The following is a 22,740-nucleotide window of genomic DNA, read 5'->3' on the forward strand; positions in this document are numbered from 1 at the left end:
ACGGACCTCTGGTGTGCCAGTTGTCCCGCCAGGGGCATGGCTGGTTGGCTACGTTCGGTCGGGATAACCGCTGAAAGCATCTAAGCGGGAAGCCTTCCTCGAGATGAGTTCTCCCTCCTGCCCTGTTCGGGGTGGGGTAAGGCCCCCGGTAGATGATCGGGTTGATAGGCCGGAGATGGAAGCACTGTGAGGTGTGGAGTTGACCGGTACTAATAGGCCGAGCGACTTGACACACACGTGTTGTGGTCGTCGTGTTGTGGTGTTCGCGTCCCTGTGTGGTTCTCAGGCAACAAACGGGAACCCGTTGTGATAGGTGTATCGGGCCTTGTGGCTTGGATGAGTCTTGCCACCCCCTGGTTGGGGGTGTGCGTGGGTCGTTCGGTGGTTATGGCGGAGGGGAAACACCCGGTCCCATTCCGAACCCGGTAGTTAAGCTCTCCAGCGCCGATGGTACTGCATGGGAGACTGTGTGGGAGAGTAGGACGCCGCCGGACTCATATTAGGGAGGGCCCCGCCGGAAACGGCGGGGCCCTTCTTTTTTTATTGGCGTGGCGAGGTTCGGTAGCGGAGCCAGACCAGGCCGCCGTCGAAGGACTCGCTCGCCATCAACCTCATGTCGGCGGTGGCGGCCGGCTGCGTCCCGTACCAGAAGCGGAGCCCTTCCGGGCCGGCCAGGCATGGGTGAATGAGGAGGCTGACCTCGTCCAGAAGGCGTGCACTCAACAGTGCGCCGATCAGTGCTCCGCCACTGTCGACGCGGATGACCTTGGCGTTCGCCTGGCGTCCGAGAATATCGATGGCTTCGGCCAAGTCCACGCGTTCGTCACCGGTGACGAGTTCGCGAACGCCTCGACCGGGTGATCGTGGAGGGGTGACCCCGCAGTGGAGCGCGAGTACGTCCGACCAGTGTCCGACATCGCGCAGGGCGTCCCATTGGCGGATACGGGCCTTCCCGTCCACCACGGCCAGCAATGGTCCGTCGGGTGCGGGGCCAGGGCGGGGCGCCGTGGCGAGGGCGGCCTCCTGGGCGAGCGGTGTATCCGCGCCGACCAGGGTGACGTCTTCCGCGAAGGTGCTCGCTAGCTGGTAGAACTTACCGAGGTCCGGTAAGAATCCGGTCGTGGCGCCTTCGAGGGAGATGGCCACGTGGGCGACGACGTAGGGGCGTTGGTTCACGTTCGGACCGTCGGCAGCCATGCGTCTCACCTTAGTCCCGGCCAGCTGCTCATGGCTGTGGGCGTTGCGCTCGACATCGCCTATTGACGTGGCACGCCTTGGTGATCTTCGGGGTAGGCGTATGGATTCTTCCTTGTCCGCGGGATCGTGATGCGGGCGGTCGCCGCGGGCGTGAATCCGCGTTCTGTGGATCCGGCCCTTCTTGGTGTGGGAACCGCGGACCAGTGATCGAGCGCCGTGAGGCCGTGCATATGTCGGCGATATGCGGTGGTGCGTAGGCTTTGGGATGCCTTTGCTGATCGCGGAGGACGGGCGAGGCCGTGCGTGGTGCCGGGCGCTCGGAGCAGTGGAGTGGCGCGGTCGTGAAGGCATGACCGGTATGGCGTGACTGCGACAGGCGGGAGGATTGGCGGTCGCAGCCTCGACGGGGGCGATTCCAAGATCTCGGCGCATCATCACAGCGAATGCGGCCTGACGGGCGTCATATCGGTGAAGACGTCGTTCCGGGTGCGAGTGGGACTCGCGATAGAGGGGAAGCGGAGGCAGCGTGATCGAGGAGTGGCATGCCTGGTTCGGCACGTTCACCGGCGTGGTGGTCATCACGGTGGCCGTACTGCCGTTGGCCGTGCTGGCGGTGTGGGCGCTGACGCGCCACCGGAGGGTCACGGGCACCGCGCCGGCGTTGGCGTTCGGGAGGTCGCTGGCCGAGGTCGGCATCGTCTACGGGACGGTGCCATGGGTATGGATGATCATGTTGCCGGGTGGCCGGGGGGACTCCGTCCCCGCCCGGGTGAACCTGGTGCCGCTGCGGGACCTGTTGGAGATCCTCGCGGACGAGCCGACGACGGCGGTCGGCCAGATCGGGGGGAACCTGCTGGTGTTCGCGGCGCTGGGGCTGTTCGTCCCGATGCGGTTCGCGGCGATGGCGTCGGTGCCGCGGATCCTGGTGCTCGCGGCGGGCTGTTCGATGCTGGTCGAGTCCGCGCAGTACGTCCTGCGGCTGGACCGGGTGACTTCTCTGGACGACGTTCTGCTGAACGCCGCCGGTGCCGGGCTGGCCGCGCTGGTGTCCCGGCGCTGGTGGCGCGGCACGGCTGAAGCGTCGTCCGCAGGCCGGGCCGAAGCGGAGGAGGCTGTGGCAACGTCCGTCAGGTAGCCGCCTGAATCAGGCTGAGTGGGGTTGGGTTCGTCCCAGCGTGGCGTCCAGTGTGGTGGCCCATTGGGCGAGGAGGCGGGCGCGGCGGACGGAGTCGTCGGTGAGTACGTCCGCGAGGCCGAGACCCCGCATCAGGTCGAGTGTGGCCTGCACGGTCTCGCGTACGCCGGGGACATTCTCGTCCGCACCCAGGGCCTCGACCGTCAGCCGGTGCGCTTCGCGGCCGACCTTGGCCTCCAAGGGGACGACCTGGGCGCGGAGCTGCTCGTCCGATGCCGCGGCGACCCAGAGCTGGAGGGCCGCCCGGAACAGGGGACTGGTGTAGATCTCCCCGAGCAGCGTCAGCACTTCGAGGGTGGACGGGCGTCGGCCGGCGAAGGCGTTGAGGCGGCGGCGCATCTGGGCCGTGCGCACCTCGGTGCCGTAGGCGACCGCGGCGGTGACCAGTTCCTCGCGGGTCCGGAAGTGGTGCTGGGCGGCTCCGCGTGACACGCCCGCGCGTTCGGCGACCACGGCGACGGTCGTCCCCGCCCAGCCGGCGGACGCGAGGCAGTCGATGGCGGCTTCGAGGAGCCGGGCGCGCGTCGCGCGGCTGCGATCCTGCTGCGGCTCGCGTGGGAGCGTCTGCGCGGTCATGGCCTGATCACGGCTTTCTCGGTCCTGGTCGTGCCCGATGGGTGCGGCGTGCTCGTCCAGTCAACCAAAGGGCCGGGCCAGGAAACAATCAAGCATGATTGATTTCTTTCCGGGAGGCTGGCAGGGTTCAGCACATGACGCGAGCGTTGCGGGTCGGCAACGCCTCGGGCTTCTACGGCGATCGCTTCACGGCCGTCCGGGAGATGCTGGAGGGCGGGCCGCTGGACGTCCTGACGGGCGACTATCTGGCCGAGCTGACCATGCTGATCCTCGGCCGGGGCAGGCTGAAGGACCCCGAGGCCGGGTACGCGACCACGTTCCTGCGGCAGATGGAGGAGACCCTCGGACTGGCGGTGGAGCGCGGCACGAAGATCGTCACCAATGCGGGCGGGCTCAATCCGCGGGGTCTGGCCGAGCGTCTGCGGGAGCTGGCCGCACGGCTGGGCGTCGATGTCCGGGTCGCGCATGTGGAGGGCGATGATCTGCTGGACCGGGCCGAGGAGCTGGGGTTGATCCACCCGCGGTACAGGCGTCCACTGACCGCCAACGCCTATCTCGGGGCTTGGGGGATCGCCGAGTGCCTGCGGGCGGGCGCCGATGTCGTGGTGACGGGGCGGGTGACGGACGCCTCGCTCGTCGTGGGTCCCGCGGCGGCGCATTTCTGCTGGGAACGGGATGACTGGGACGCTCTCGCGGGGGCGACGGTGGCCGGTCACGTCCTGGAGTGCGGGGCGCAGGCGACCGGCGGCAACTACGCCTTCTTCCAGGAAATCTACAATGTAAAGGACCGTGGCGGTGGCTCACCGGCGGGGTTCCCGATCGCGGAGATCCACGGGGACGGCTCCAGCGTCATCACCAAGCATGAGGGCACCGGCGGGGCGGTGACCGTCGAGACCGTGACGGCCCAGCTCCTGTACGAGATCGGCGGACCCGCCTATGCCGGCCCGGACGTCACGACGTTCTTCGACACGATCGAGCTGCGCGAGGACGGTCCCGACCGTGTCGCGATCAGCGGTACGCGGGGGGCGCCGCCTCCGGAGACGACCAAGGTGTGCCTCAATCATCTCGGGGGTCACCGCAACGAGATGACGTTCGTCCTGACCGGGCTGGACATCGAGGCGAAGGCGGAATTCGCGCGTGCCCAGCTCGAGTCCGCCCTCGGCGCCGATCGTCCAGCCAGGATGGAGTGGACGCTGATCGGTGCGCCGGGACTCGACCCGGCGACGCAGGGGGAGGCCACCGCGCTGCTGCGGTGCGCCGTCCTCGACCCGGACGCGAGCAAGGTGGGGCGGGCGTTCAGCGGGTCGGCGGTGGAGCTCGCGCTGGCGGGCTACCCGGGTTTCGCGATGACGTCGCCACCCGGGAAGGGGAGCCCCTACGGGGTGTACACGCCCGCGTTCGTCCCCAACGGGGAGGTGAAGCAGGTCGCCCTCCTTCCGGATGGGTCGCGTCGTCCTATCGCCCCTGCGCCTGTGACTTCGGCTTCCGGGGGTCTGGCGTCTGTGGCCGGGGCGGCCGGGGCTTCCCCGGCCGGGGCTTCGAGGCCGGGGGCTTCGAGGTCGGAAGTTCCGGCGGCCGGGGCTTCCTCGTCCGTGGTTCAGGCGGATGGAGGCCATCCCCCGCCCTCCCAGGGGGGCGACCCCAGTTCCATTGTCGAACGCCTTGGTGAGGCGGCGGAAGGGCAACCGCGCACTGTGGATAACCCGGTCCGCAGCCGTGTTGTGCGAGTGCCCTTGGGACGGGTCGCCGGGGCTCGCAGCGGTGACAAGGGAGGGGACGCCAACATCGGTGTCTGGGCTCGTACCCGCGAGCAGTGGTCCTGGCTTGAAAGCTACCTCACCGTGGAACGGCTCGGCACGCTCCTCCCCGAAACGCGCGAGCTGGTCGTCACGCGTCACCTCCTGCCCAACCTCCGCGCCATGAACTTCGTCGTCGAAGGACTCCTGCAAGAGGGTGTCTCGGCGTCGACACGATTCGATCCGCAGGGCAAGGCTCTCGGTGAATGGCTGAGGTCCCGACTTGTCGATGTGCCGAAGGAAATCCTGTGACCGGGCGAAGGCGATCCCGTGACCAAGCTTCCTAACGATCCCTGTGCCTGCGGGGACGACGATTCCGTGACCGTGCCGGCGGAGGAGGTGCCGTGGCGCTGAGGAGCGCGTTGGACGTGCGCGGGCCCGAATACCGGGAACGGCGCGAGGCCATGCTCGCCAAGCTGGCCGAGCTCGCGGCCGAGCATGAGAAGGTGCTGCTCGGCGGCGGTGAGAAGTACGTCGAGCGGCATCGCCGGCGCGGCAAGCTCCTGGCCCGTGAGCGGATCGAGTTGCTGCTCGACCCCGACTCGCCGTTCCTGGAGCTGAGCCCGCTGGCGGCCTGGGGCACCGACTTCCAGGTCGGTGCCAGCGTGGTCACCGGGATCGGGGTGGTCGAGGGCGTCGAATGCGTGATCGTCGCCAACGACCCGACGGTACGGGGAGGATCGAGCAATCCCTGGACGGTGAAGAAGAGCTTCCGGGCGTCCGACATCGCGCTGGAGAACCGGCTTCCGCTGATCAACCTGGTCGAGTCGGGCGGCGCGGACCTGCCCACCCAGAAGGAAATCTTCATTCCGGGCGGGCGGATGTTCCGGGATCTGACCCGGCTGTCGGCCGCGGGCATCCCGACGATCGCGCTGGTGTTCGGCAACTCCACGGCGGGCGGCGCGTACGTCCCGGGCATGTGCGACCACGTCGTCATGGTCAAGGAACGCGCCAAGGTGTTCCTCGGCGGGCCGCCGCTGGTGAAGATGGCCACCGGGGAGGAGGCCGACGACGAGGAGCTGGGGGGCGCGGAGATGCACGCCCGTGTCTCCGGCCTGGCCGACTACATGGCCGTGGACGAGGCGGACGCGCTGCGCCTGGGGCGGCAGATCGTCAAGCGGCTCAACCACCGCAAGGCCGGTCCGCCGCCCGCGCCGTCCAGGGAACCGCTGTACGACCCGGAGGAGCTCGCCGGGATCGTCCCCGAGGACCTGAAGACCCCGTTCGACCCGCGCGAGGTCATCGCCCGCATCGTGGACGCCTCCGAGTTCGACGAGTTCAAGCCCCTGTACGGGACGAGCCTGGTCACCGGGTGGGCGCGGCTGCACGGCTACCCGGTCGGCATCCTCGCCAACGCGCAGGGCGTCCTGTTCAGCGAGGAGTCGCAGAAGGCGGCGCAGTTCATCCAGCTCGCCGACCGGAGCGACACGCCGCTGCTGTTCCTGCACAACACCACGGGCTACATGGTCGGCAGGGAGTACGAGCAGGCCGGGATCATCAAGCACGGCGCGCTGATGATCAACGCGGTGGCCAACAGCCGGGTGCCGCATCTGTCGCTGATCATGGGCGCCTCGTACGGGGCGGGCAACTACGGCATGTGCGGCCGCGCGTACGATCCCCGCTTCCTGTTCACCTGGCCGAGCGCCAAGTCGGCCGTCATGGGGCCGCAGCAGCTCGCCGGGGTGCTGTCGATCGTGGCGCGGCAGGCGGCCGAGGCGCGCGGGCAGGTGTACGACGAGGAGCAGGACAGGGCCATGCGGGAGATGGTGGAGAACCAGATCGAGGCCGAGTCGCTGCCGTTCTTCCTGTCCGGGCGGCTCTACGACGACGGTGTGATCGACCCGCGGGACACCCGTACCGTGCTGGGCCTGTGCCTGTCGGTGGTCCACAACGCCCCGGTCCGCGGCGCCGAAGGCGGCTTCGGCGTCTTCCGGATGTGATCCTTGGAGACCCTGAGCGCTGTGAGTCCTGTGTGAACGAGAAGCCGATGATCAGCAGGCTGCTGGTGGCCAACCGGGGCGAGATCGCCCGCCGGATCCTGCGCACCTGCCGGGACCTGGGCATCGGCACGGTCGCCGTGTTCTCCGACGCCGACGCGGCCGCGCCGCATGTGAGGGAGGCGGGCATGGCGGTGCGGCTGCCGGGCGCGGCGCCCGCCGACACCTACCTGCGCGGCGACCTGATCGTCGCGGCGGCGCGGGACGCGGGCGCGGACGCGGTCCATCCCGGGTACGGATTCCTGTCGGAGAACGCCGGGTTCGCCCGCGCCGCCGGGGACGCGGGACTCACCTGGGTGGGGCCCGCGCCGGAGGTCATCGAGGCGATGGGCTCCAAGATCGAGGCGAGGAAGCGGATGGCGGCGGCGGGCGTCCCCGTCCTGCCGGAGCTGGACCCGGGCACCGTCACCGAGGCGGACCTGCCGATCCTGGTGAAGGCGTCCGCCGGTGGCGGCGGGCGCGGCATGCGGGTCGTGCGGGCGCTCGCCGAGTTGCCCGGCGCCGTCGCCTCCGCGCGCCGCGAGGCGCAGTCGGCCTTCGGTGACCCGTCGGTGTTCTGCGAGCCGCTGCTGGAGCGCGCCCGGCACGTCGAGGTGCAGATCCTGGCGGACGCGCATGGGACGGTGTGGACGCTGGGGGAGCGGGACTGCTCCGTCCAGCGCCGCCACCAGAAGATCATCGAGGAGACGCCGTCCCCCGCGGTGGGCGACACGGTGCGCGCCGAGCTGTGCCGGGCGGCGGCGGACGCGGCTCGCGCCATCGGGTACACCGGCGCGGGCACGGTCGAGTTCCTGCTGGACGGCGACGGACAGCGGTTCTTCTTCCTGGAGGTCAACACGCGCCTCCAGGTGGAGCACCCGGTGACCGAGTGCGTGTACGGGCTGGACCTGGTCCGGTCGCAGATCGAGATCGCCGAGGGGGCGCGGCTGGCGGCCGAGCCGCCGCGCCCGCGCGGGCACGCGATCGAGGCGCGCCTGTACGCCGAGGACCCGGCCGCCGGCTGGCGCCCCGCCGCCGGCACGCTGCACACCTTCGAGGTCCCGGACGTGGACGCCGAGTTCGAGGCGCCGTCCCGGTACGGGCTGCGGCTGGACGCCGGGGTCGGCGGCGGCGCGGAGGTCGGCGTCCACTACGACCCGATGCTGGCCAAGCTGATCGCCTGGGCCCCCACGCGCGCCGCCGCCGCGCGCCGCCTGCGGGCCGCGCTCTCGGGTGCGCGCGTCCACGGTGTCACCACCAACCGGGACCTGCTGGTGCGCGTCCTCTCCGAGCCGGTCTTCCTGGGCGGTGGCGCCACGACGGCCTATCTGGACGAGATCGGGACGGACGTCCTGGCGGCCCCCCTCGCCGACGCGGACGGGGTGCGGCTGTCGGCGCTCGCCGCCGCGCTGGCGGACGCGGAGGCCAACCGGTCCGCCGCCCCCGTCCTCGGCGGGCTCCCGCCGGGCTGGCGGAACCTTCCGTCCCAGCCGCAGCGCAAGGCGTACGAGACGGCGGACGGGACGGTGATCGAGGTCGCCTACCGTCTCGGCCGAGACGGCGCTCTGCTCGCCGAAGGGCACGAGGACGTCTCGCTCGTCAGCGCCCGCGCCGATGCGGTCACGCTCGACGTGGCCGGCGTCCGGTACGCCTTCGCGGTGCGCGCCGTCCGCGATGAGCGATCCCGTGAAAGCCTCGGCAAGGCCGAGGTGTATGTCGACTCCGCGCTCGGGCCTGTGGCGTTGCGCGCACGTCCCCGTTTCGCCGACCCCAGCGACCTGGTCGCCCCCGGATCACTTCTGGCGCCCATGCCCGGCACGGTGGTCCGGGTCGAGACCGAGGCGGGCGCCGAGGTCACCGAAGGCCAGACGCTGGTCGTCCTGGAGGCGATGAAGATGGAGCACCGCATCACCGCCCCCGCCGCCGGGACGGTCACCGAGCTGAACGCCGCGGAAGGCCGCCAGGTCGAGGCGGGCGCGGTGCTCGCCGTGATCACCCCTGCCCAGGACCCCTCTCCTGAAGGGAATCCCCGATGAGCTTCGTCGAGAGCGACGAGCGGCGGGCCCTGCGCGCCGCCGTCGCGGACCTGGGAGCCAAGTACGGCTCCTCCTACTACGTCGAGAAGGCCAGGTCCGGGCGGAAGACCCGGGAGCTGTGGGAGGAGGCGGGACGGCTCGGCTACCTGGGCGTCAACGTCCCGGAGCAGTACGGCGGCGGAGGCGGCGGCATCGGCGACCTCGCGGTGGTGGCCGAGGAACTGGCGGCGGCCGGATGCCCCCTGCTGCTCATGGTGGTCTCCCCGGCGATCTGCGCCACGATCATCGCCAGGTCCGGCACCGAGGACCAGCGGAGGCGGTGGCTGCCGGGGTTCGCCGACGGCTCGGTGACCATGGCGTTCGCGATCACCGAGCCGGACGCGGGGTCCAACACGCACCGCATCACCACCACCGCCCGCCGAGACGGCGACGGCTGGGTGCTGACCGGCCAGAAGACGTTCATCTCGGGAGTGGACGAGGCGGACGCCGTCATGGTCGTCGCCCGCACGCACGACCGGGAGGGCAACCTGCGGCCCTCGCTGTTCATCGTCCCGGTGGACGCGCCCGGCTTCACCCGCACGCAGATCCCGATGGAGATCCTGTCGCCGGAGAAGCAGTTCACCTGCCACCTGGACGATGTGCGCCTCCCGTACGAGGCGCTGGTCGGGGACGAGGACGGCGGGATGCTCCAGCTGTTCGCCGGGCTCAACCCCGAGCGGATCATGGCGTCGGCGATGGGCGCGGGCATCGGGCGGCTGGCGCTGGACCGGGCGACCGCCTACGCCAGGGACCGGCAGGTGTTCAGGACGCCGATCGGCGCGCACCAGGGGCTGGCGCATCCCCTGGCCGCCGCCAAGATCGAGCTGGAGCTGGCCCGGCTGATGACGCAGAAGGCCGCCTGGCTGTACGACCAGGGCGACGACATGGGCGCCGGGGAGGCCGCGAACATGGCCAAGTACGCCACCGCCGAGGCCGCCGTCCACTGTGTCGACCAGGCCATCCAGACCCACGGCGGCAACGGCCTCACCACCGAGTACGGGGTCGGGATGCTCGCCGGGGTGGTACGGCTGCTGCGCATCGCGCCGGTCAGCCGTGAGATGATCCTCAACTTCGTGGCCCAGCACTCCCTGGGTCTTCCCAAGTCGTACTGAGCACGTTCGCGGCGATCTGCTCGTCCAGGGGAACGGGCGCGGCGAGGCGGTTGTCGATCGGGATGTGCGGGACGGGCGGCGGCTCCTCCGGGCGCATCCGCTCGATGAAGGCCCCGAAGGCGGCGAGCTTGCCGGTGTCGCGTGGCGATCCGCGCGCCGACAGCCGGTGCCGCAGCGTCTCGGGGTCGCTACGGATCCAGACGAGGCTCACCCGCGGCCCGCCCAGCTCGGCCACCCATTCCCGCCAGCGCCGCGGTGAACGGATCTGCGTGGTGAACGGGCCGGTCAGCAGGACCGGGCACCCGTTGGCGCGGACCTCCCGCGCGGTGGCGGTCATGCCCGCATACTCGTGGCGTTTGACATGCTCGTCATACCAGGGACCCTCCCGCTCTCCCGGGTCGCGGCCGTGGGCCTCCAGGACGGCGGCGACGAACGAGCCGTACATGGTGTCCTTGTCCAGCAGCGCCGGAGCGGGGCGCAGCCGGTCCAGCAGCAGCCCGGCCACGGTCGTCTTCCCGGACCCCGGCGGCCCCGCCACCACCCACACCGTGCCGCTCATGCTCCGCCGCTCATGCTGTGTTGTTCCTGGGGGTGGTCCCCAGACCCCCCGAACGGCTCCGCCGTCATGCTGTGTTGTTCCTGGGGGCGGTCCCCCAGACCCCCCGAACGCTTCGCGCTCACGCTGGGATGCGGAGCCGGCGGCTGGCCAGGCGCTCGATCCGGGCCAGGTCGATCTCGTGGCCGAGGCCCGGCTGGGTGTACGGGACGCCGACCACGCCGCCGGACGAGCGCACCGGCGGGGACACGAACACCGGGCCCCCGGCCGGGTCGGACACCTCGCTCGGCAGCGTCACGCCCGGCAGCGCGGCCAGCGCCACCGCGGCGGCCTGCGCGATGCCGAACGCGCCCGTGCCGGTGCACCACACGTCCCACCCGGCCGCGTACGCCAGGTCGTGGGCGCTGCGCGCCGCGGTGAGCCCGCCGAGGCGGGCGGCGCTCAGGTCCAGGACGCGGCCCGCCTCGCGGGAGATCGCCGCGTCCAGGGTGTCCAGATCGCCGATGCCGGGCGCCAGCGCCGTGCCGATCTGCCGCTGGAGCCGTGCGTGCGCCCCCAGGTCGGCGGCGGGGAACGGGCGGACGATCGCCAGCAGCCCGTAGGCGTCCAGGCCCTCCAGGATGGCCAGGTGCTCGGGCGTCTCGCGGTAGGCGTGCCCGGCGTCGGCGACCAGGGCCAGGGCGGGGAACGCCCGGCGGATCTCCCGCACCGGCTCGATGTCCCAGCCGGGACGCACGTCCACCGTGACCCGCGTGTGCCCGGCGCCGACCGCCTGGTTGACACGGCTCACCACCGACTCCAGCAGCGGTTCGGGGCTGAGCCGGGCACCCGTCACGATCGAGGTGCGGGTGCCGCCCAGCGCGTGCGCGAGCGGCAGCCCCCTGGCCCGGCACCACAGGTCCCAGCAGGCCATGTCGATCGCGGCGGCCGCGCCGCGGCAGCCCAGGTCGGCCGCCGCCGACACGTCCTCGGGACGTTCCAGATCGAGGCCGATCAGCGCGGGACCCATCCGCTCCTGGATATCGGCCCACACCTCGTCGGCGCCCGAGCCGTCACCGGCGGAGCCGTTCAGCGCGGCCTCGCCCCAGCCCACGGCGTCGTCCCGCGCCGTCAGCCGCACCAGGACGCTCTCGGGGCGGCGGCCCCGCGGCATCGCCACCCGGAACGCGTCGCAGCCCTGGATCTGGGGCACCCGCACCGCCTCTCGACCGGCAGAAGTCCGTACCCCTCCATGATCCCCCCTTCGCGGACCTGGGAAGACATCGGCGCCCGCCCGGGCGCGGCAAGCCGCGTCAGAGACGCCGCAGGGGGCGTCTGGTGTAGCCGCCGTCCGCCAGGCCCGCGAGACGCTCGAACGGGTTGTAGGACGAGTAGTCGCCGCACAGCACCAGCGACACGCCCGCGCACACCAGGTAGAGGGGGATCATGACCACGCCGAGGCACCAGGCGTACTGGGTCGAGTGGCGGGCCTCGTGGCGCAGCAGCCGCGGCCGTTCCAGCAGGGTCCGCGCCTCCCGGCGGGCCAGGATCACGTTGCCGACCGTGAACACCGGCGCGGCCGGGAGGGGAAGGCGGTAGCCGCCCGTGACGAGCAGGCCGTCCGGACCGCGCAGCAGGCGGGCGCCGCCGGGTTCCGGGCGGGTGGCGACCGCGGCCAGCAGCAACCCCAGCGGCGTCGACAGGTTCACCACGTTGACCACCTGCCGGACGCGGTGCGCGGGGTTCACCTGAGTGCCCGTCAGTGGGGGCAGGTGGCTTCGAGCGAGACCGGTTTGCTCTGCGGCTTGGTCGCCTTGGGAGAGGAAGACGTGCCGGGGGTCCGGCTGCGGGTCGGGGAGGCCGAGGGGGACGGGGTGGGCTGCCCTTCCTCCGCGATGGCCCGCGCCGCCAGCTTGCGGATCAGCGCGAAGTCGGGGTTGCCGGTGTGGATCAGCGGCGGGACGAACTGCAGGCTGTCGATCCTCGCGCCGTCCTTGACCTTGCCCGACAGGGTGACGAACGCCGGCAGCAGCTCCTGCGGGATGTCGGTGGAGATGGTGCGCTTGGCGGCGGCGGCCAGCTTGTCGAAGCTGGTCAGCACCGTCGCCGGGTCGGCCTGCTTGGCGATGGCGGCCAGCAGGCACTTCTGCCGCCCCATCCGGGTGTAGTCGTCGCTGTTGGTGCGCGAGCGCCCGTACCAGAGGGCCTCCTTGCCCTTCAGGACGCGGTTGCCGGCGGGCAGCACCTGGCCCCGCAGCCCGTACGGGATCGGCTCGGGGATGTTGATCCGGACGCCGCCCATGGCGTCGATGATGTCGGCGAAGCCGAACATGTCGACGAGGATGTAGTAGTCGACCGGCTGCCCGAGTATCCCGCCGATCGTGGCCTTGAGCAGCTCGGGGCCGCGCCGGTTCTTGCGGGCGCCCGGCACCACGTCGGGATGGTCCTCGGCGTACTGGTACACCTCGTTCAGCAGGCCGGGCGTTCCGGCGCCGTCGCCGGTGAAGCCGTAGGGGAAGCGGTCGCGGGCAGGGCCCGGCGGCATCGGGAAGTTCTCCAGGTTGCGCGGCAGGCTCAGCAGCACCGTGTCGCCGGTGCGGGTGTTGATGCTGGCCAGCGTCATGCTGTCGGTGCGCACGCCGGACCGGTTGCGGGCGGCGTCGCCGCCCAGCAGCAGCACGTTGACCCGGGCCTGGCCGTTCCACGGATCCTTGGCGTCGATCTTGCGGCCGTCGCCGCCACCGGCCTGGAAGATGCTGGTGAGCGCGTCCCGGGCCAGGTAGGTGCTGTAGGCGCCCCAGGAGACGGGGACGGCCACGGCGAAGCAGAGCACGGCCACCGCCACCGCGCCCGCGGTGCCGGCGCCGAGCGACAGCGAGCTGGGGCGCAGTAGCTGGTACGAGCGGATCACGACGGTGACCCAGACCAGGCCGAGCAGCAGGATCGCGCCCGCGGCGCCCGAGAGCAGCTCCGGCCGCACCGCCAGGTCCATCAGCTCGTTCAGATCGGCGCGTAAGATCGCGCCCGCCACCCCCGCGGCCGCCGCCAGCAGCAGATAGAGGGACAGCAGCAGCCAGCCGGCCACCCGGCGCCCCGTGGCCAGGTGCGCGATGCCCCAGACCAGGGCTGAGGCCAGGGTGAGGGCCAGCGCTCGGGAGAGACCGGGCTCGGCGGCACCGGGCCGGTCACGCCGGCCGGCACGTCGACTCGCCATCTGCGCTCCGATCCCCAACGCGCGGTGAGCCCACGCGTGCCCTACATCTATGGACGCGCATAACCGGCGAGGAGTTGCCAGGCGGCCGACCCTGCCGGGCGCGGATGGCGCCGCCTTGGCGCGGCTCCGGCCCCGTCCAGGCGTCGCGGCCCGTCTCAGGAAACCCCGTCCGGCCCCTGGTGCGGCCCGGCGGCCGATCCGCCACGGCGCCCAGGGACGCGATTAACGCGATCTTAGCGGGGAGCGGCCCCAGGCCGGTGATCTCCCCGCATCTCGGCGGGGAACGCCCGGCCCCCGCGCCGGGGCGCGGCACCGTCCTCGAACGTGCCGCATCCGCCCGATCATGGGGCGGTGCGGCCACGACCGCGCCCCGTCACGGCGGTGGCGGCCTTCGTCACGGGATTCGGTCATGTCGGAGGGTGCGGGCGTGTCCGCCCGAAGATCACCAGCTGATGGAGACCGGCATGCCCTCGGCATAGCCCGAAGGGCTCTGGATCCCGATCGTGGCGCGGTCGTGGAACTCCTCCAGCGTCCGCGCGCCCGCGTACGTGCAGGCGCTGCGCAGCCCCGCCACGATGGAGTCGATCAGGTCCTCCACGCCGGGCCGCTCGGGGTCCAGGTACATCCTGGACGTGGAGATCCCCTCCTCGAACAGCGCCTTGCGGGCCCGGTCGAAGGGCGAGTCGTCGGCGGTGCGCAACCGGACGGCGCGGGCCGAGGCCATGCCGAAGCTCTCCTTGTAGAGCCTGCCGTCGGCGGCCCGCTGCAGGTCGCCGGGCGACTCGTAGGTGCCGGCGAACCAGGAGCCGACCATCACGTTGGACGCGCCGGCGGCCAGCGCCAGCGCCACGTCGCGGGGGTGGCGCACCCCGCCGTCCGCCCAGACGTGGCGGCCCAGGCGGCGTGCCTCGGCCGCGCATTCCAGCACGGCGGAGAACTGCGGGCGGCCCACCCCGGTCATCATCCGGGTCGTGCACATCGCGCCGGGGCCCACCCCGACCTTGACGATGTCGGCGCCCGCCTCGATCAGGTCGCGGGTGCCCTCGGCGGTGACCACGTTCCCCGCGACCAGCGGCACGCCCGGGTCCAGGCCGCGCACCGCCGCCAGCGCGGAGATCATCTTCTCCTGGTGGCCGTGGGCGGTGTCGATCACGATCAGGTCGGCCCCGGCCTCCAGCAGCGCCTTGGCCTTGCCCGCCACGTCCCCGTTCACGCCCACGGCGGCGGCCACCCGCAGTCGTCCCGCCGCGTCCACGGCGGGGGAGTAGAGGGTGGCGCGCAGCGCGCCGGTGCGGGTGAGGATCCCGGTCAGGCGGCCGTCGCCGTCCACCACCGGCGCCAGGCGGTGGCCGCGGTCGTGCAGGCGGTCGAACGCCTCGCGCGGGTCGACGCCGTCGGGCAGGGTCACCAGGTCGCGGGACATGATGTCGCGCAGTTGGGAGAAGCGGTCGACGCCGTTGCAGTCCGCCTCGGTCACCACCCCGACGGGACGCCCGTCCTCGACCACGATGACGGCGCCGTGGGCGCGCTTGGGCAGCAGCGCCAGGGCCTCTCCCGCGGTGGCGTCGGGGGCCAGCCGGAGCGGGGTGTCGTACACCAGGTGGCGGCGCTTCACCCAGCCGATCACGTCGGCGACGACGTCGACCGGGATGTCCTGCGGAAGCACCGCCAGCGCGCCGCGCCGCGCGACCGTCTCGGCCATCCGGCGGCCGGACACCGCGGTCATGTTGGCCACCACCAGCGGCAGCGTCGTCCCGCTGCCGTCGGCGGTGGACAGGTCCACCTCGAGCCGGGACCCGACCGCCGAGCGGCGCGGGACCATGAACACGTCGTTGTAGGTCAGGTCGTGAGCGGAGCGCTCACCGTTGAGAAGGCGCACGGCTGTACAACGCACCAATCGCGATCAGAGTCCGGGGGTCGCAGTGGCTGGACCACCGTCCATTCTGCGTCATATCTCCGGGTGCTCCGGCCGGGCGCCGCGAGGAACCGGCCGGGTGGGCACTCCGGGCTCCCCTTGGCCCTGCCCCGAGGTGACGATGAGGTGGCGGCGGGGTGCCCTTCGCAAGCGATCCGGGCGTCCGGTGCGTAACCAGAGGTGCCGCCGGGATGCAACGGATTTGAGTGCAACGAGAGGTTACTCTCGGAGTAAAGTTACCTCTTGACGATCCTGCGTGCGCGATGCAGTTTTCTTACATGTGCCTCGCGCGGAAGACCATCCCCCGCGGGAGGCGTCACAGCAGAACACCGGGAGCAGCGCATGCAGGTCACGCAGGTGAACCCGGTGCGCCGCGCCCGCCCGTGCCCCGGCGCGCCGCGCGGGGCCAATGGGCCCCGCACCGGTCACGAGCCTGACCGGCGCCGGGCCGCGCACGGCGATCCCCGCAGCCCCGCCCCGTACCGTGACGTCGCCCCACGGTCCGGGACCCGCGCGGCGATCGATGCCACGTTGCGGTGCCGTGGCGGTACGCCCGGCGCCGCATTCGTCGCCGCAGGGGCCGCCGGCCGACGCTTCGACGGCCCGCGACCCCGGCGAACACGGGCAAGATCAATATTTAACGACGCACCCCGCCGGAATGGAATGATCTTGCAGTTGTCAGCAAATCGAGTAATCGCGTGCCGAGGAGGAGAGCCGTGCTGGATGCGGTCGACGAAGTGCTCGTCCGCGAGCTCCAGCGGGATGGCCGGGCGACGTTCCAGGCGCTGGCCGACCGGGTGGGGTTGTCCCGCACGGCCGTGCGGGCACGGGTGCAGCACCTTCTCGAGACCGAGGTCGTCCGGGTCGTGGGCATCGTGCACGCCGCGGTCGTCGGCGCCGAGGCCATCGGGCACGTCTCGGTCGCCGTGGACGGGTCGGCCCGCGAGGTCGCCGCGACCATCGCCCAGCGCGCCGCGGTCAGCTTCACCGCGCTGACCGCAGGCCCCCACGACCTGGTCGCGCAGGTGCGCACCCGCGACGACGCGTCGCTGGCCGCCGAGGTCGACGCCATCCGCGCCGTGCCCGGCGTGCGCTCGGCCGAGGTGTTCCGGTCGGTGTCCACTGTGCGCGACGCCCACGCCGTGGTGCGAGAGCTGGGCGACATCGCCCTCGACGACATCGACTGGCGGCTGCTGCGGGAGCTGCAACGCGACGGCCGCGCCCCCTACACACGTCTCGCCCACATCATCGGCCTGTCCCAGGCCGCCACGCGCGCCCGGGTGGTACGGCTGATGCGCTCGGGCGTCATCCAGGTGACCGGCCTGGCCGACCCGCTCGCCCTCGGTGCGGCCGAGCTCGGCGGCTTCGGGCTGGTGGTCACCGGGGGGCTGCACCGCGTCGCCGAGGCCGTCGCCGAGCAGGAGGGCGTGCGCTACCTGGCGACCGGGTTCGGGCGGTACGACATCGTCGGCCAGGCCGAGGCGCGCTCCCGCGCCGAGATGGTCGCCGTCCTGGACGCCATCCGTGCCGTGCCGGGCGCCACCGTGCGCGAGTCCTGGCACCACCTGGACGTCATCAAGGAGTCCTACGCCGTCGAACTGCCCGACAAGCGGCTCAACGGCCAGTAGCGCACAAGGAGGCGGCAGGGAGGCCGAGGCGGCAGGGGGCGCGGAAGGCCGCGCCCCACCGCGCCCCACCGGTCAGGGCCTACCGGTCAGGGCCTACGGGTCAGGGACGGTTGAGGGCCGCCTCCTCCAGGTCCAGCTCGTGCAGGACGCGTTCCAGCACCTCGTCGTCGATGCGGCGCTGGTCGCGCATCTCGATGAACACGCCGCGCTCGGCGGCCAGCATCTCCCGGCGCAGCCGCCGGTAGGCGCTGCTGGGCGTCTCCATCCCGCCCATGGCCGTGCCGCCGCCGAGCTGCTCCCACGCCGACCGCTGCCGGTGCTCGGCCAACTGCCGCAGCCGTTCCACCACCGCCTGGTCCGGTTGCTCCTCCTCCTCGGCCAGCAGCTCGTCCAGCCGCCGCAGCGCCGCGTTGGCCGCGGCGTGCTGCGCGCCCGCCTCCGACACGGTGTCGCTGTACTGCTCGCGGTCGCTGCCGACCCCCAGCCTCCGGATCAGCGCCGGGAACGTCAGCCCCTGCACCAGCAGCGTCGCCAGCACCGTGGTGAAGGTCAGGAACAGGATCAGCTCGCGCGCCGGGAACGGCCGCCCGGCCTCGTCGGTGAACGGGATCGCGAACGCCGCCGCCAGCGACACCACGCCCCGCATCCCCGCCCAGGCGACCACGACCCGGCCGCCCACGGGGACCGGGCCGGACTCCCCGCGCCCCATCACCCGCGCGACCCGCAGCCGCAGCGAGGTGACCGCGAACACGTAGACGAACCTGGCCAGCACCACCAGGCCGAAGATCGCCGAGGCCCAGACGGCCAGGCTCGTCCACTCGTACCGGGGCGACAGGCCCTGGACCACCAGCGGAAGCTGCAGCCCGATCAGCAGGAACACCACCGACTCCAGCACGAAGATCAGCACTTTCCAGAAGGCTCGGCCGATCAGCCGGGTCGCGGCGGGCGCCTCGGGGAACCGGTGCCCCAGGTACAGGCCGCTCACCACCACCGCGATCACGCCGGAGGACTGCGCCGCCTCGGCGATCAGGTACGCGGCGAACGGCGCCGCCAGCACCATCGCCTTCTCCACCAGCGGATCCCGCAACCGGGTGCGCAGCCAGTGCAGCGGCGGCCCCAGCGCCAGCCCCACCACCGTGCCGAGCACCGCCGCCATCAGGAACTCCCGGACCCCGTCCAGCAGCGTGAACCCGGCGCCCACGGCGGCGGCCACCGCCACCCGCAGCGCCGTCAGCGCGGTCGCGTCGTTGAACAGGCTCTCGCCGACCAGGATCGTCACGGTCCGGCGCGGGAGTCCCAGCCGCCGCGCCACGCTCACCGCCGCCACCGCGTCCGGCGGCGCGACGATCGCGCCCAGCGCGAACGCCGCCGGCAGCGGCAGCCCGGGGACCATCAGATGCGCCGCGTACCCGATGACGAGCGTGGTGACCAGCACCAGTCCCACCGACAGCAGCACGATCGAGGAGCTGTTCCGCCGCAGGTTGATGGTGGAGCTCTCCCACGCGGCCGAGAACAGGAGCGGAGGCAGGAAGAAGAACAGGACGAGATGGGGGTCGAGCTCGACGTGCGGCACGCCCGGCAGGAACGAGAGCACCAGGCCCCCGATCACCAGCACCAGCGGAGACGACAGGCCGACCCGGCGCGCGAACGCCGCCACCATCAGCGCGCTGACCGGCACCGCCAGCAGCCACAGGGCCTCAGTAGCCTTCACGAGGCGCATCATGACACGCGGCCACGGCCTAGCGTCACAGCGGGCGCGGCGGCATCCCTATACGAGATTGATCCGGTTGCGGGCGCGCGCCGAGTCAGGCGTGCCGGTCACTGGCGTCGGCGTGTCTCGCCTGCGGGGCCCGTGCCTTGGTGTCGCGTGACGTGATCTCCCGCGGCTTGGTTTGGCGTGGCCTGGTCTGGCCTGGCCTGGTCTCGCGCGGCTTCGGCTCGCGGGCGGTCTCCTTGGCGAAGGCCAGGAAGTCGCGCGCCACCGGGGGAAGCTGCCGGTGCGCGTGCACCAAACCGATCTTGCGGGTGATGGGCGGAAGGAACGAGCGGACCGCCAGGCCCTCGGTGTCCTCAAGCTGGTTGCGGTACCACAGCAGCGAGCCCATGCCCGCCCGCACCCAGCCCAGCCAGGAGCCGCGCTCGTCGGACTCCACCGCCGGCACCGGCCTGGCGCCCAGACGGCCCAGCAGCCCGTCGATCTCGGCGCGCCGCGCGCTGCCCCGGGCCGGCAGCACCAGCCGCATGCCGTCCAGCGCGGCGGGCGGCACCGGCTCGCGCAGCCGCAGCCCCGGCGGCGAGATCAGCACCACCTCGCGCTGCTCGAACGGGTGCGCGACCAGGTCGCCGGGCACCGGAAGGTCGGTCACCGCGAGGTCGGCGCGGCCCGCGCAGCGCCACCGCGACCGCCTCGCGGCCCTCGCAGCGGATCACCCGGACCCGTACGGCGGGCTGGTCGCGGGCGAACCGCGGGATCAGCGCGCCGGTCAGCTCCGGCTCGAGCGACGCGGTCGCGGCGATGCGCAGCTCGGCGCCCCGCCCGTTGGCGCGCGCCACCGACAGCCCCTCGATCGCGTCGACGGCGTCGAGCGCGACCCGCGCCTGCCGCACGACCTGCTCGCCGACCGCGGTCAGCACCACGCCGCGCCCCGACCGGGCGAACAGCTCCACGCCGAGCTCGCGTTCGAGCTCGCGCACCGCCCGCGAGAGGGCGGGCTGAGCGACGTAGAGCGCCTGGGCCGCCGACGTCATGGTGCCGTGGTCGGCGGTCGCCACGACATACCGCAGCTGCCGCAGATTCATGACCTGACCGTATGCCAACGAACCCACAAGGTCCCGGACATAGCCGGAATAGGACCGTTGATTTGCCCGTCAAGCCGGTTTCGTCCGCCGAGTTCCGCCGACGGCGCCACTCAGACGGACCGCACCCCTCGGAAGGACGATGCCCCCCAGAAGGACGACGGCCCCCAGGAGAACGACGGCCCTCACGAGAACGACGATCAGACGATCTGCTCGTCGACGAAGCACCACCGCCAGTCCTCGTCCGGCTCGAACGACCGGACGATCGGGTGGCCCTCCTGCTCGAAATGCGCCGTGGCGTGCCGGTTCGGCGAGGAGTCACAGCAGCCGACATGGCCGCACGTCAGGCACAGCCGCAGGTGCACCCACCGGTCCCCGGTCTCCAGGCATTCCTGGCAACCCTCGGGCGTCCGTGCCGCCGGATCGCTGTCCGGTAGCCGCTTCACATGCTCACAGGTGCCCATACCGCTCATCGTGCCACGGCGGAGGCCGCGCACTCGTGACGTGGCCCCGAATCTCACCGCCCTTGGCGTGGGCGTTACCAGTGATCGGGGCTGAACGGCTCGTCCTCGGGCCGGGCCGAGGACGACAGCAGCCGCACGTCCGACTCGACCATCATGGTCACCAGCTCCTCGAAGCCGACCTCCGGCTCCCAGCCCAGCTGCTCGCGGGCCTTCTTCGGGTCGGCGCACAGCAGGTCGACCTCGGCGGGACGGGTGTAGCGGTCATCGAGGACGACATGGTCCTCCCAGTTCAGGCCCACCGTCCCGAACGCGAACTCCACCAGCTCCCGCACCGAGTGGATCCTGCCGGTGCCGATCACGTAGTCCTCGGGCGCCGCCTGCGCCAGCATCAGCCGCATCGCGCGGGCGTAGTCGCCGGCGAAGCCCCAGTCCCGCCGGGCGTCCATGTTGCCCAGCCGCAGCTCGGTGGCCATCCCCAGCTTGATGCGGGCCGCGCCCAGCGTCACCTTGCGGGTGACGAACTCCGCGCCCCGGCGCGGCGACTCGTGGTTGAACAGGATCCCGCTGACCGCGAACATCCCGTACGACTCGCGGTAGTTCTGCGTGATGTAGTGGCCGTAGGTCTTGGCGACCCCGTACGGGCTGCGCGGGTGGAACGGCGTCCTCTCGTTCTGCGGCGTCTCCCTGACCATGCCGAACATCTCCGACGAGGACGCCTGGTAGAACCTGATCTGGCCGCCGCCGGGCGAGCGGGACGGGCTGATGCCCGACACCACCCGGATCGCCTCCAGGACCCGCAGCACGCCCATCCCGGTCACCTCGGCCGTCAGCTCGGCCTGCTGCCAGGACATCGGCACGTAGGAGATCGCGCCCAGGTTGTACACCTCGTCGGGCTGGACCCGTTCCACCGCCGAGATCAGGCTGCCCTGGTCGAGCAGGTCCCCGGTGGTGATCCGCACGTCGCCGACGTGCTTGCGCAGCCGCGACACGTGCGGGTTCGCCTGACCCCGCACCAGGCCCCAGACCTCGTACCCCTCGGCGAGCAGGTGCTCGGCGAGGTAGGACCCGTCCTGCCCGGTGATGCCGGTGATGAGTGCTCGCCTGGACAGCGCATCCTCCATGGCTGGTAGACGGTGGATCAGACGCCCGGACCGTCCCGGGCCCCGCGCCGTGATGCATGTGATTTCCGAGGTTAGCGAGCCTGTGTCCGAACTGACGAGGGAGGGCGTAGTTTGACCCGAATTTGTTTCGGGTTCACGATCGGCCGTGCCGGGTGCGCCGCGTGGCGCGGCCCGCGCTCCTCTGCCACCGTGTGATCACCATGAGGTGCCCGACGCATGCGCTCCGCTGATCCCCGTCCGGCCCGCACCGCCGCCGGACGTACCGCCGGCGACGCCGCCCCGCTGCGGCTGCGCGGCCGCGACCTGGGACGCCACGCGGTGATGGCGGTGGTGAACCGCACCCCCGACTCCTTCTTCGACCGCGGCGCCACCTTCGGGTTCGACGCGGCCCTGGCCGCGGCGGACCGCGCGGTGGCCGAGGGTGCGGACATCATCGACATCGGCGGGGTCAAGGCGGGCCCGGGGGACGAGGTCGGCGTGGCGGAGGAGCTGCGCCGGGTCGTGGACCTGGTCGCCGCCGTACGGCGGGCGCACCCCGAAGTGATCATCAGCGTGGACACCTGGCGGGCCGAGGTGGGGGAGGCGGTCGCCGAGGCGGGCGCCGACCTGCTCAACGACACCTGGGGCGGCCCCGACCCTCGGCTGGCCGAGGTCGCCGCGTCCCACGGGATCGGGCTGGTGTGCGCCCACGCGGGCCGCCAGGACCCGCGTACCCGGCCGCACCGCGCCGGGTACGGCGACGTGGTGGGCGACGTCCTGGAGCACGTGGTCGCCGAGGCCGAGCGCGCCGTGGCCCTGGGGGTGCGCAGGGACGCCGTCCTGATCGACCCCGCCCACGACTTCGGCAAGAACACCCGGCACTCGCTGGAGATCACCCGGCGGCTGGACGAGCTGACCGGCACCGGCTGGCCGGTCCTGGTCGCCGTGTCCAACAAGGACTTCATCGGGGAGACCCTGGGCCAGCCGGTGGAGCGGCGCGGGGTGGGCACGACGGCCGTGCTCGGCGTCTCGGCCTGGCTGGGCGCGCGGGTCTTCCGCGTCCACGACGTGGCCGGAGCCCGCCGCGCCCTCGCCGCCGTCGCCGCCCTCCAGGGTACGCCCTGATCCAAGACGCGGGGACTCGATGCCGGACGCGGGGAC

At 72.1% G+C, this 22,740-nt stretch carries 18 protein-coding genes, 2 rRNA genes and 1 pseudogene; 9 read left to right on the top strand and 12 right to left on the bottom strand.

All coding sequences use genetic code 11. The annotated features are described in order from the left end of the window. Both QSK21_RS02410 and rrf read left to right on the top strand, forming a co-directional pair. Positions 1-234 (top strand): 23S ribosomal RNA (locus QSK21_RS02410); the annotation flags it as partial. Between the two features lie 143 nt (positions 235-377). Next, positions 378-494: ribosomal RNA gene (rrf, locus tag QSK21_RS02415) — 5S ribosomal RNA — on the top strand. A gap of 46 nt (positions 495-540) precedes the next feature. Here the strand turns inward: rrf and QSK21_RS02420 are convergent. Next, positions 541-1,197 carry a dihydrofolate reductase family protein gene (locus tag QSK21_RS02420; RefSeq protein WP_285693330.1) on the bottom strand — a complete coding sequence of 219 codons (657 nt, stop codon included), beginning with the start codon at positions 1,195-1,197 and terminating at the stop codon, positions 541-543. A gap of 526 nt (positions 1,198-1,723) precedes the next feature. Here QSK21_RS02420 and QSK21_RS02425 point away from each other — a divergent pair. Continuing rightward, positions 1,724-2,332, top strand: coding sequence for a VanZ family protein (locus QSK21_RS02425; protein ID WP_285693332.1), 609 nt, complete (start codon positions 1,724-1,726; stop codon positions 2,330-2,332). Between the two features lie 9 nt (positions 2,333-2,341). Here QSK21_RS02425 and QSK21_RS02430 read toward each other — a convergent pair whose 3' ends face one another. Continuing rightward, the gene (locus tag QSK21_RS02430; RefSeq protein WP_285693334.1) at positions 2,342-2,968 is read right to left on the bottom strand and encodes a TetR/AcrR family transcriptional regulator; all 627 of its coding nucleotides are present in this window, start codon (positions 2,966-2,968) and stop codon (positions 2,342-2,344) included. 134 nt (positions 2,969-3,102) lie between these two features. Between QSK21_RS02430 and QSK21_RS02435 the strand changes: the two genes are divergently transcribed. The 4 genes from QSK21_RS02435 (at position 3,103) to QSK21_RS02450 (ending at position 9,927) form a co-directional block, all read left to right on the top strand. Further along, the gene (locus QSK21_RS02435; RefSeq protein WP_285693335.1) at positions 3,103-5,016 is read left to right on the top strand and encodes an acyclic terpene utilization AtuA family protein; all 1,914 of its coding nucleotides are present in this window, start codon (positions 3,103-3,105) and stop codon (positions 5,014-5,016) included. Positions 5,017-5,168: 152 nt separating this feature from the next. Beyond that, a complete protein-coding gene (locus QSK21_RS02440; RefSeq protein WP_285693887.1) occupies positions 5,169-6,704 on the top strand; it encodes an acyl-CoA carboxylase subunit beta in 1,536 nt (511 codons plus the stop codon). A 47-nt stretch (positions 6,705-6,751) separates the two neighbouring features. Beyond that, complete coding sequence (locus QSK21_RS02445) at positions 6,752-8,776, top strand: ATP-binding protein (protein ID WP_285693337.1); 2,025 nt, start codon at positions 6,752-6,754, stop codon at positions 8,774-8,776. After that, the gene (locus QSK21_RS02450) at positions 8,773-9,927 is read left to right on the top strand and encodes an acyl-CoA dehydrogenase family protein (protein ID WP_285693348.1); all 1,155 of its coding nucleotides are present in this window, start codon (positions 8,773-8,775) and stop codon (positions 9,925-9,927) included. Before QSK21_RS02445 ends, QSK21_RS02450 begins: the two co-directional genes overlap by 4 nt. Here the strand turns inward: QSK21_RS02450 and QSK21_RS02455 are convergent. From QSK21_RS02455 to QSK21_RS02475, 5 genes are all read right to left on the bottom strand, one after another. Then, positions 9,881-10,486 (bottom strand): P-loop nucleotide/nucleoside kinase family protein, encoded by a 606-nt coding sequence (locus tag QSK21_RS02455; protein WP_285693352.1) that lies wholly within the window; start codon positions 10,484-10,486, stop codon positions 9,881-9,883. The two genes, QSK21_RS02450 and QSK21_RS02455, sit on opposite strands and share 47 nt — an antisense overlap. Before the next feature lie 118 nt (positions 10,487-10,604). Further along, complete coding sequence (locus tag QSK21_RS02460; RefSeq protein ID WP_285693353.1) at positions 10,605-11,675, bottom strand: enolase C-terminal domain-like protein; 1,071 nt, start codon at positions 11,673-11,675, stop codon at positions 10,605-10,607. A gap of 100 nt (positions 11,676-11,775) precedes the next feature. Beyond that, on the bottom strand, positions 11,776-12,210 hold the full coding sequence (locus QSK21_RS02465; RefSeq protein ID WP_285693355.1) for a hypothetical protein: 435 nt from the start codon (positions 12,208-12,210) through the stop codon (positions 11,776-11,778). An 11-nt stretch (positions 12,211-12,221) separates the two neighbouring features. Then, positions 12,222-13,676: an LCP family protein gene (locus QSK21_RS02470; RefSeq protein ID WP_285693357.1), complete on the bottom strand. Its 1,455-nt coding sequence runs from the start codon at positions 13,674-13,676 to the stop codon at positions 12,222-12,224. Positions 13,677-14,118: 442 nt separating this feature from the next. Beyond that, positions 14,119-15,555 carry a GuaB1 family IMP dehydrogenase-related protein gene (locus QSK21_RS02475; RefSeq protein ID WP_285693888.1) on the bottom strand — a complete coding sequence of 479 codons (1,437 nt, stop codon included), beginning with the start codon at positions 15,553-15,555 and terminating at the stop codon, positions 14,119-14,121. A 752-nt stretch (positions 15,556-16,307) separates the two neighbouring features. Between QSK21_RS02475 and QSK21_RS02480 the strand changes: the two genes are divergently transcribed. Next, the gene (locus QSK21_RS02480; RefSeq protein ID WP_285693358.1) at positions 16,308-17,219 is read left to right on the top strand and encodes an Lrp/AsnC family transcriptional regulator; all 912 of its coding nucleotides are present in this window, start codon (positions 16,308-16,310) and stop codon (positions 17,217-17,219) included. Between the two features lie 100 nt (positions 17,220-17,319). Here the strand turns inward: QSK21_RS02480 and QSK21_RS02485 are convergent, their stop codons facing one another. The 5 genes and pseudogenes from QSK21_RS02485 to QSK21_RS02505 form a co-directional block, all read right to left on the bottom strand. Next, entirely contained in the window at positions 17,320-18,930 is a 1,611-nt protein-coding gene (locus QSK21_RS02485; RefSeq protein ID WP_285693360.1) for a Na+/H+ antiporter, read from the bottom strand. A gap of 94 nt (positions 18,931-19,024) precedes the next feature. Beyond that, entirely contained in the window at positions 19,025-19,585 is a 561-nt protein-coding gene (locus QSK21_RS02490) for a LysR family transcriptional regulator substrate-binding protein (protein ID WP_285693362.1), read from the bottom strand. Positions 19,586-19,892: 307 nt separating this feature from the next. Then, positions 19,893-20,018 (bottom strand): annotated as a pseudogene (locus QSK21_RS36040) (LysR family transcriptional regulator); the annotation flags it as partial. A 197-nt stretch (positions 20,019-20,215) separates the two neighbouring features. Then, positions 20,216-20,479, bottom strand: coding sequence for a ubiquitin carboxyl-terminal hydrolase 14 (locus QSK21_RS02500; RefSeq protein ID WP_285693364.1), 264 nt, complete (start codon positions 20,477-20,479; stop codon positions 20,216-20,218). Between the two features lie 74 nt (positions 20,480-20,553). Beyond that, a complete protein-coding gene (locus tag QSK21_RS02505; RefSeq protein WP_285693889.1) occupies positions 20,554-21,588 on the bottom strand; it encodes a GDP-mannose 4,6-dehydratase in 1,035 nt (344 codons plus the stop codon). Positions 21,589-21,816: 228 nt separating this feature from the next. Between QSK21_RS02505 and folP the strand changes: the two genes are divergently transcribed. Further along, a complete protein-coding gene (gene folP, locus QSK21_RS02510; RefSeq protein ID WP_502871498.1) occupies positions 21,817-22,704 on the top strand; it encodes a dihydropteroate synthase in 888 nt (295 codons plus the stop codon). The last annotated feature ends 36 nt before the right edge of the window (positions 22,705-22,740 follow it).

Source organism: Actinomadura sp. NBRC 104412 (genome assembly GCF_030269515.1).
Taxonomy (GTDB): domain Bacteria; phylum Actinomycetota; class Actinomycetes; order Streptosporangiales; family Streptosporangiaceae; genus Spirillospora.

What these genes read in the sequence shown, in the direction of transcription:
- QSK21_RS02420 (WP_285693330.1), bottom strand. Translation starts at nt 1,197, where the DNA reads ATGGCTGCCGACGGTCCGAACGTGAACCAACGCCCCTACGTCGTCGCC.
- QSK21_RS02430 (WP_285693334.1), bottom strand. Translation starts at nt 2,968, where the DNA reads ATGACCGCGCAGACGCTCCCACGCGAGCCGCAGCAGGATCGCAGCCGC.
- QSK21_RS02435 (WP_285693335.1), top strand. Translation starts at nt 3,103, where the DNA reads ATGACGCGAGCGTTGCGGGTCGGCAACGCCTCGGGCTTCTACGGCGAT.
- QSK21_RS02440 (WP_285693887.1), top strand. Translation starts at nt 5,169, where the DNA reads ATGCTCGCCAAGCTGGCCGAGCTCGCGGCCGAGCATGAGAAGGTGCTG.
- QSK21_RS02445 (WP_285693337.1), top strand. Translation starts at nt 6,752, where the DNA reads ATGATCAGCAGGCTGCTGGTGGCCAACCGGGGCGAGATCGCCCGCCGG.
- QSK21_RS02450 (WP_285693348.1), top strand. Translation starts at nt 8,773, where the DNA reads ATGAGCTTCGTCGAGAGCGACGAGCGGCGGGCCCTGCGCGCCGCCGTC.
- QSK21_RS02455 (WP_285693352.1), bottom strand. Translation starts at nt 10,486, where the DNA reads ATGAGCGGCACGGTGTGGGTGGTGGCGGGGCCGCCGGGGTCCGGGAAG.
- QSK21_RS02470 (WP_285693357.1), bottom strand. Translation starts at nt 13,676, where the DNA reads ATGGCGAGTCGACGTGCCGGCCGGCGTGACCGGCCCGGTGCCGCCGAG.
- QSK21_RS02500 (WP_285693364.1), bottom strand. Translation starts at nt 20,479, where the DNA reads ATGGGCACCTGTGAGCATGTGAAGCGGCTACCGGACAGCGATCCGGCG.
- folP (WP_502871498.1), top strand. Translation starts at nt 21,817, where the DNA reads ATGCGCTCCGCTGATCCCCGTCCGGCCCGCACCGCCGCCGGACGTACC.